Below are 8,270 nucleotides of genomic sequence, written 5' to 3' on the forward strand. Positions count from 1 at the left end.
GCATAGCGGCATCGGCGGCGATGATGGCGGTGCTGGTCGCCGAGCATTCGGGCTGGGCGGCAGGCTGGCTATGGTCGGCGGCGATTTCGGCCTGCGGTTTCGTCCTCGTGGCCCTGTTGGTCAATGAGGGTCCGCTCGGCAGCGGCGAAGTCGCCCGCGAGCCGGCACTGCGGATGGACCGGTCGTTGGTCAAGGTCATCATCGCCTACGGCCTGTTCGGCTTTGGCTATGTGGTGACGGCGACATTCCTGGTCGCCATCGTCCGGCAAGGCGGCGGCAGCCGCGTCTTCGAGGCCATGGTGTGGATGGTCGCCGGTCTTGCTGGCTTTCCCTCGGTCTGGCTCTGGCAGAAGATCGCGGCCCGGACCGGCCTCTATGCCGCCTATGCGCTGGCGTGCTTCATCGAAGTTGCCGGCGTCACCGCCAGCGTCGCCATCGGCGGCGCCACCGGGCCGCTGCTTGCCGGCGTGCTGCTCGGCGGCACCTTCATTGCCATCACCGCCTTTGGCCTGCAGGCCGCCCGGCAGCAGGCGCCAAGCGCGCCGCGCCGGATCTTTGCCCTGATGACGGCTGCGTTCGGCCTTGGCCAGATCATCGGGCCGGTCGCGGCCGGATTTCTGGCGCAAATGTCCGGCGATTTCTTCCTCGCCTCGATCACCGCGGCGGTCGCGCTGGTCGTCTCCGGGGCCATCACATGGTCGGCTGCGCCAAAATCGCCATGATTGTGGGCTTGCTGTGCCGGGCATCGGGCACAGGCATTTTCTTTCCCACTAATGTGTGACTTTATGCCCGCTGCCGTCAGCTGATTTGCGCCTAGATCGAGGAATTCGCCACAGTGTTCGTATCCTTTTTCCCGCAGCCGAAGCTCTTCTTCTCTTCGGCCGCCGTCTGGAGCCTTGCGGCGATCCTGTTCTGGTTTTTCGGTGGTGAACAATTGGGCGCGGTTTTGGGATTGCCGCCGGCTGCGGCCGGCGCGCCGCCCATCATCGGCATCGCGATCCTCATGTCGCCGCCGTTTCTATGGTTTTATCTCTATTTCGTGTTCTGCGTGGCCGTCTTCTACGCATTCTGGAGCTGGTATTCGCCGCATCCGTGGCAGCGCTGGTCGATCCTGATGACCGCGGTCATCCTGTTCTTCATCTATTTCAATGTGCAGGTCAGTGTCGCCGTCAACGCCTGGTACGGACCATTCTTCGACTATGTGCAGGGACTGATGTCGGGGACTGGAAAGTCGACCAACAGCGAATTTTATATCGGATTGGCGGATTTTTCGTGGCTCGCGCTGGTCGGCATGAATGTGCAGGTGGTCAATGCCTTCATCGTCAGCCACTGGATTTTCCGCTGGCGCACGGCGATGAACAATTATTTCGTCGAGAATTGGAGCAGGCTACGCCATATCGAGGGTGCCTCGCAGCGTATCCAGGAAGACACGATGCGGTTCTCGCAGATCATGGAAGACCTCGGCTCCAGCTTCGTCCAGTCGATCATGACATTGATCGCATTCCTGCCGGTCATGATCCAGTTGCAGGCCCATATCACTGAGTTGCCGATTATCGGCGCGATCCCGCAGCCATTGGTTGTCGCGGCCCTTGCCTGGTGTCTGTTCGGGACGATCTCGGTCATGGTTGCCGGTCTGAAACTTCCAGGGCTGCAGTTCCGCAACCAGCGTGTCGAAGCCGCCTACCGCAAGGAACTCGTCTACGGCGAGGATCATGCGGACCGCGCCCAGCCGGCCACCACCGCCGAGCTGTTCGAGAATGTTCGTCACAATTATTTCAGGCTGTATTTCCACTACATCTATTTCAACGTCGTCCGTTACACCTACCTGCAGGCCGACAACATTTTCTCGCTGCTGATCCTTGGTCCTTCACTGGTGGCGCACAAGATAACGTTCGGCGCGCTGAACCAGATTTCGAACGCATTCGGCAAGGTGACGGGGTCGCTGCAGTTTCTGCTCACGTCCTGGTCGACCATCGTCGAGCTGCAATCGGTCCACAAGCGCCTGCGTGCCTTCGAAGCGACGCTGCAAGGCGAGCCGTTGCCTGAAATCGACCAGCGCTATCTGGCAAGACAGAGCGCCGAGGACCCAGCCTAAGGTTTTGGAAATCGAACCGGGTCGGCGGCTCAGCCGCCGACTGAGACCTGCCTTTGGCCAGCGTCCTGTCGCGAAACATAATCGCGAAAACTGATGCATTCGACATCGGCTTTGACGCAGACGTCGCCGGCAAAGCGCTCCAGCGCGTTCCAGTAGGCGCCGTCATTCATCAGCGCGAAGTGGAAGCCGAGTTCCAGTGGAATGCGTTTTCCCGCATACTGCTTGTCGAAGGCGGCGCGGAAGGCAGCATAGGTCCGGTTGGCGAACTCGCCCGCTTGGCTTGGCCGCTCGAAGCCGCCGGAATGTCTGACATAGAGGTTGTAGTCCATGGCGATCACCGGCCGCGACTTCGGTCCTTCCGGAATCTGCGGCAGCGAAAAGTGCACGATGCCGTTGCTGGCCGTCGGTCGGGCAGGGCCTTGCGAGACGCCGCTGGCATCGAATTGATATCCGGCCGCCGGCAGCGCTTCATAGAGCGCCTTGCCGGTCGACAGATACGGCGCGCGAAAGCCGACCACCGCATGCCGCGCGAAATCGCGCCAGCCCTGTGGTTCGGGTGCAATGCCGTTGATCGCATAGGCGTTCTCGAGAATGTGCTCGAACGAACTGAACTCTTTCAGCCAGTCTGCCTTGCTCCAGTCCTTGCCGTCGAAATGGCCACAGCCATGGCTGGCGATATCGTGGCCTTCATGCGCGGCAAGGCCGATCTGTTCGAGCCGCTCGGTGACTTCCTGCTTCGAGGCGGCAAAGCCGATGTTGGATTTGCCGGCGCCTTTGCCCGGTGCGGTGTATTCCTTGCGTGTCTCCGTCGACAGCAGGAAGACGCAGGAGAGAAAATAGGTGAAGTGTGCGCCGGTGCGCTCAGCCAGTGCCCGGCTGCGTTTCCACTGCGAAATGTCGCGCGCGCTGTCGAACGAGATGATGACGACCTGTTTCGGCTTTGCCGGCGCCGGTGGATCGGCCAAAGCCCCACCGGCAGCGGCGAGTGCCGCAAGCGAAAACGCAACAACGCGGAACGGACGAAGCATAGGCAATCTGATCTTCACTCGGGGAATGTCTGCAAGCCGGCTATCGCCTAAATGTGGCGTGGGTGCGATTGGCCTTTTCGGCTGCCTGTCCGGGGCAAACATCCGTTTGCCCCGGACAATAGGCGATTTTCCGGTTGAACCCCTTCCATGCCGGCAAAATTTCGCTAAAACGCGGGCTGACAAGGCCCGACGGGGCAGGAATGGTTTGATTTGATGTCCGACGACAGTTTTATCCGTGAAGTCAATGACGAGATCCGTCGCGAACAGGCGCAGAAGCTGTGGGACCGTTTCGGGCCCGCCCTGATCGTCGTTGCGATCCTCGTGGTGCTCGGCACCGCCGCCTTCGTCGGCTATCGCTATTGGGACGAGACGCGCGCCAACCGCTCGGGCGATGCGTTCTCGCAGGCACTGAAGCTCGCCAATGACGGCAAGAACGATGAGGCGCTGACTGCGCTCGATCAGTTGGAGAAGGATGGCTACGGCGCCTATCCGCTGCTCGCCCGCATGCGCGGCGCGACCGTCAAAGCGAACAAGGGCGATGTCCCCGCCGCCGTCAAGGATTTCGACGAAGTCGCCGCGGATACGGCCATTCCCCAGGGAATTCGCGACATGGCGCGGCTGCGGGCAGCACTGCTGCTCGTCGACCATGGTTCCTTTGCCGACGTCTCCAGCCGTGTCGAGGCGCTGACATCCGACACCAACACGCTGCGCCACACGGCGCGCGAGGCGCTCGGCCTTTCCGCCTGGAAGGAAGGCAAGACGCAGGATGCGCTGAAACTGTTCGACCAGATCGCCGCCGATGACGGCGCCCCGCGCAACACCCGCGAGCGCGCAACATTGATGTCCGAGCTGATCCGCGGGTCGGGCAGTGCGTCGTGACCTTCAAAGTCGCCATCATCGGCAGACCTAACGTCGGCAAATCGACTCTTTTCAATCGGCTGGTGGGAAGGAAGCTGGCGCTCGTCGACGACACGCCGGGCGTCACCCGCGACCGTCGCGTCCATGCCGCCAAGCTTTACGACCTGCACTTCGATGTCATCGACACCGCCGGCTTCGAGGACGCTGGCGCCTCGACCTTGCCCGGCCGCATGCGTGCGCAGACCGAGATCGCCATCCGCGAGGCCGACCTGATCTTCTTCACCATCGACGCCAAGTCTGGGCTTTTGCCTGACGACAGGACCTTCGCCGAGATCGTGCGCAAGTCCGGCAAGCCGGTCGTGCTGGTCGCCAACAAGGCCGAGGCGAAGGGCGCCCAGGGCGGCATGCTGGAAGCCTGGGAACTCGGCCTTGGCGAGCCGATCCCTGTTTCGGCCGAGCATGGCCAGGGCATGCCCGATTTGCGCGACGCCGTGATCGGCGCGCTCGGCGAAGCGCGCGCCTTCGGCGAAGCAGAAGGCGAAGACGAAGACGTTGCTGCCGGCGAGGTTCTGATCGGCGAGGATATCGCCGATCCGGATGCCGAGCACACCTATGACGACACCAAGCCAATGCGCATCGCTGTCGTCGGCCGTCCCAATGCCGGCAAGTCGACGCTGATCAACGCGCTGATCGGCGAAGAGCGGCTGCTCACCGGACCGGAAGCCGGCATTACCCGTGATTCGATCTCGGTCGACTGGGATTGGCATGGTCGCCGCCTGAAATTGTTCGACACGGCCGGCATGCGCCGCAAGGCCAGGATTCATGAAAAGCTGGAAGTGATGTCGGTGCAGGACGGTCTACGCGCCATCCGGTTTGCCGAGATCGTCATCATCGTGCTCGACGCCACCATCCCCTTCGAGAAGCAGGATCTGCAGATCGCCGACCTGATCATCAGGGAAGGCCGGGCGCCGGTGATCGCCTTCAACAAATGGGATCTGATCGACCATCCCCAGGAGCTTCTGGCCGAACTGCGAGAGAAGACGGAACGGCTTCTTCCCCAGGCGCGCGGCCTCCAGGCCGTACCTGTCTCCGGCGAGACCGGGCGCGGCCTCGACAAGCTGATGGATGCCGTCATCAGGACGCACAAGGTGTGGAACAGCCGCGTCTCGACCGGCAAGCTCAACCGCTGGTTGGAAGGCATCCTGGCGCACCACCCGCCGCCTGCCGTGGCCGGACGCCGGCTGAAGGTCAAGTACGTCACCCAGGCCAAGACCCGGCCGCCGGGTTTCGTTGTCCAGTGCTCGCGGCCCGATGCGATGCCGCAATCCTATGTCCGCTATCTCTCCAACAGCCTGCGCGAAGCCTTCGACATGCCCGGCGTGCCGATCCGCATTGCGCTGCGCACGTCGGACAATCCGTTCGCCGGTAGGTCGAACAAGCGCAAATAAGCGGTCGGGCTCGAATGAGCCCCTTTGCTCGCGGGAATTCTCCGCAAAATTGGCGGGACAGCACCCCCCTCTGGCCTGCCGGCCATCTCCCCCGCAAGGAGGGAGATCAGCAGTTCGTTCTGACGGCGCCTTTCTTGCAACGTTGAAGATTCGCGAGAGCACTCGCGACATCCAATCTCCCCCCTTGCGGGGGAGATGTCCGCAGGACAGAGGGGACGGAACGCGACACTGGATACCTGTTCCGGCTGTCTAAGCGACCTCCTTCAACCGCTCGTCCCGTGGCAGCGCCTGCAACGCCGCCTGCAACAATATGTCGGCCAGCCGCGCTGCCACCGGATCCAGTTCAGCATCCTTCTGGTGCAGCACCAACGCCATTTTGGGCAATGCCGGCAGCCCGGCGATCTCCGGCGTCATCGCGCTGACGCTGGCCGGCAGGCCGATGTCGGTGCGGATCGTCAGCCCCAGCCCCGCCGCCACGGCTGCCCAGATGCCGCCAAGGCTCGGGCTGGAAAAGGCCATCCGCCACGACAGCCCGGCGCGGTCGAGCGTTTCGGTTGCCACCGTGCGCAGAAGGCATGGCGCTTCGAGCGCCACCAGCGGCAGCGGCTCACCGTCGCGCAGGCTGGTCTCGATGCGCTTTGCCGGCCCGATCCAGCGCATCGGCACATCGGCGACATGCTGGCTGTAGGGCAGCGTTTCGCCGCAGTGCCAAGCGAGCGCGATGTCGAGGCTGCCTGACATGACCCTTTCAGCAAGGTCGTGGCTGCGTGCGATCCTGGCTTCGATCTTCACCTTGGGGTGCGCCCGGGCAAATCGGCCGAGCACGTCCGGCAGCACCGCCTCGCCGAAATCTTCCTGCAAGCCGAGCCGTACCCAGCCTTCCAGCTCGACATCATGGATGGCGGATGCCGCCTCGTCATTCAATTCGATCAGCCGGCGCGCATAGCCGAGCATGGTCTCGCCGGCCTCGGTCAAAGCGAGGCCGCGTCCTGATTTGCGGAAGATCGGCGTCGCCGCCTGTTCTTCCAGTTTCTTCAATTGCGCGCTGACCGCCGACGTCGACCGGCCAAGCCGGTCAGCGGCCTTGGCAAAGCTGCCCAGCTCCATACCGGTGACGAAACTGCGCAGGACGTCGAGGTCGAAAGTTACGCGTCGCATGTCTGAAGTCCCGATTTTCAGGATTGTAAGTTCAAAACTTCCTGATTTTCAGGATGAAATTATGGCGGTAGGGACAGATCGTCAAGGCCGGACCACTGGCCAGCACGGGAAATGAAATCATGTCCGCCATCGTCAATTGCACCGATCGGCAGTCGCCGAAGCTCCTGGAAGATGCCGGTTCCGCCGGGAGGGTTTTCAAGCCGGGCCATCGCTGGAAGGTTCTGGGCATCGGCGTTGCCGCCAATGCCGCCTTCTCGGCTACGTTCTCCGGCATCCCGGCGACGGCGGTCGTTCTTCGCCAGGGCTATCATTTGGGCAATGCCGAGCTCGGCCTGGCGCTCGGCCTTCTCGGGCTGGGGGTCGCGCTCAGCGAGCTGCCCTGGGGCCTGCTTACCGATCGCTGGGGCGATCGCCGCGTGCTCCTGATCGGGCTCGGCGCGACGGCGGTGTGGCTCCTGGCCATGGCGATGCTGGTTGTGCCGACAAAGGCCGGTATTCCCGGCGTCACGCTGCTCTCCGCGAGCCTGCTCATCACCGGACTGCTCGGCGGCAGCGTCAACGGTTCGAGCGGCCGCGCCATCATGGGCTGGTTTCGGGAAAACGAGCGCGGCTTTGCCATGAGCATCAGGCAGACGGCGGTGCCGCTTGGCGGTGGCCTTGGCGCGCTCGTGCTGCCCTCGCTTGCGCTGGCTTTCGGCTTTGGCGCGGTGTTCGGGGTGCTGGCGGGCGCATCCGCTCTGTCTGCCCTGTTCGCCTGGCGCTGGCTGCACGAGCCGCCGACGGCGGGCGAGGGCCATCTCGCTTCGGCTGCGGTCGGACCGGCGCCGCTGCGCAATCGCGATGTCTGGCGTATCGCGACCGCCATCGGCCTGCTCTGCTTTCCGCAGGTGGCCGTGCTCACCTTCGCCTCCGTATTCCTGCACGATTTCGTTGGGTTGGGAACGGCGGCAATCAGCGCGAGCCTCGCCGCCGTTCAGATCGGCGCCATGGTCATGCGCATCTGGAGCGGCCGCTTCACCGACCGTCACGGCAACCGCCGCCAATTTCTTCGCTTGTGCAGCGCGTTCAGCGCCCTTGCCTTCGCCATGCTTTGGCTGCTGGTCCTGTTCGGCCCAACCGTTCCGGGCGGCCAGCTCATCTGGTTGGCTGTCCTTCCAGTCGTGCTTATTGTCGCAGGCATCTCGGTCTCCGCCTGGCACGGTGTCGCCTACACCGAGCTTGCCACCCTTGCCGGGGCCAGCCATGTCGGGACCGCGCTCAGCCTTGCCAACACCTTTGTTTTCGTAGGCTTCTTCCTGGTGCCGGTGGCCATTCCGGGGCTCTTGCACCTTTGGTCTTGGTCCGGCGTCTGGCTGGCGGCCGCCATCTGCGCGCTGATCGCCCGGCCGATCTTCCTGCGTCCGGCCTGAGTTCGGCCGCAAAACCGCCCGACTTCGGAACCACGACCTGAAGCCGGCTGAGAACAGTCCGATCGAAGCCGTTAACGTCCCATCAAGGTTAATGCATCATTTTGCTCTCCAGTGGGGTCTGTCGCGTTCCTGGAGAGTGTTCCGTGCATCGACGTGTGTTGAAGCGGCTGGTTGCCGCCGCCGGTGAGAGAAGACGTGGCTTTCTGCCCCCGTTCGTCATCGGTCTCGGCATCTGGATCGGCTTTCCGACCATCGTCGCCTATCAGGACATGAC

7 protein-coding genes and 1 pseudogene are annotated in these 8,270 nt (G+C 63.2%); 6 read left to right on the forward strand and 2 right to left on the reverse strand.

Translation table 11 applies throughout. From position 1 onward, the window contains the following. On the forward strand, positions 1–722 hold a 722-nt coding region (locus EN750_RS09650), incomplete at its 5' end, for a YbfB/YjiJ family MFS transporter (protein WP_127396279.1). 113 nt (positions 723–835) lie between these two features. Next, entirely contained in the window at positions 836–2,095 is a 1,260-nt protein-coding gene (gene sbmA, locus EN750_RS09655; RefSeq protein WP_127328446.1) for a peptide antibiotic transporter SbmA, read from the forward strand. Between the two features lie 29 nt (positions 2,096–2,124). Here the strand turns inward: sbmA and EN750_RS09660 are convergent, their stop codons facing one another. Beyond that, entirely contained in the window at positions 2,125–3,123 is a 999-nt protein-coding gene (locus EN750_RS09660; RefSeq protein WP_127396282.1) for a polysaccharide deacetylase, read from the reverse strand. A gap of 213 nt (positions 3,124–3,336) precedes the next feature. Between EN750_RS09660 and EN750_RS09665 the strand changes: the two genes are divergently transcribed. Both EN750_RS09665 and der read left to right on the forward strand, forming a co-directional pair. Continuing rightward, a complete protein-coding gene (locus EN750_RS09665) occupies positions 3,337–4,002 on the forward strand; it encodes a tetratricopeptide repeat protein (protein ID WP_127383151.1) in 666 nt (221 codons plus the stop codon). Further along, positions 3,999–5,429, forward strand: a complete 1,431-nt coding sequence (gene der, locus EN750_RS09670) for a ribosome biogenesis GTPase Der (RefSeq protein WP_127396280.1) — start codon at positions 3,999–4,001, stop codon at positions 5,427–5,429. Before EN750_RS09665 ends, der begins: the two co-directional genes overlap by 4 nt. Positions 5,430–5,678: 249 nt before the next feature. Here the strand turns inward: der and EN750_RS09675 are convergent, their stop codons facing one another. Further along, a complete protein-coding gene (locus EN750_RS09675; RefSeq protein ID WP_027036003.1) occupies positions 5,679–6,587 on the reverse strand; it encodes a LysR substrate-binding domain-containing protein in 909 nt (302 codons plus the stop codon). A gap of 119 nt (positions 6,588–6,706) precedes the next feature. Here EN750_RS09675 and EN750_RS09680 point away from each other — a divergent pair, with 119 nt between their 5' ends. Both EN750_RS09680 and EN750_RS40585 read left to right on the forward strand, forming a co-directional pair. Then, complete coding sequence (locus tag EN750_RS09680) at positions 6,707–7,996, forward strand: MFS transporter (protein ID WP_127396281.1); 1,290 nt, start codon at positions 6,707–6,709, stop codon at positions 7,994–7,996. A gap of 143 nt (positions 7,997–8,139) precedes the next feature. Beyond that, positions 8,140–8,270, forward strand: a pseudogene (locus EN750_RS40585) (cell wall hydrolase); the annotation flags it as partial.

The sequence above is a fragment of the Mesorhizobium sp. M7A.F.Ca.ET.027.03.2.1 genome (genome assembly GCF_003999175.1).
In the GTDB taxonomy this organism is placed as follows: Bacteria; Pseudomonadota; Alphaproteobacteria; order Rhizobiales; family Rhizobiaceae; genus Mesorhizobium.

Bases quoted from the DNA above. Each gene is read 5' to 3' on its own strand.
- EN750_RS09660 (WP_127396282.1), bottom strand. From the start codon at position 3,123: ATGCTTCGTCCGTTCCGCGTTGTTGCGTTTTCGCTTGCGGCACTCGCC.
- EN750_RS09675 (WP_027036003.1), bottom strand. From the start codon at position 6,587: ATGCGACGCGTAACTTTCGACCTCGACGTCCTGCGCAGTTTCGTCACC.
- EN750_RS09680 (WP_127396281.1), top strand. From the start codon at position 6,707: ATGTCCGCCATCGTCAATTGCACCGATCGGCAGTCGCCGAAGCTCCTG.
- EN750_RS09665 (WP_127383151.1), top strand. From the start codon at position 3,337: ATGTCCGACGACAGTTTTATCCGTGAAGTCAATGACGAGATCCGTCGC.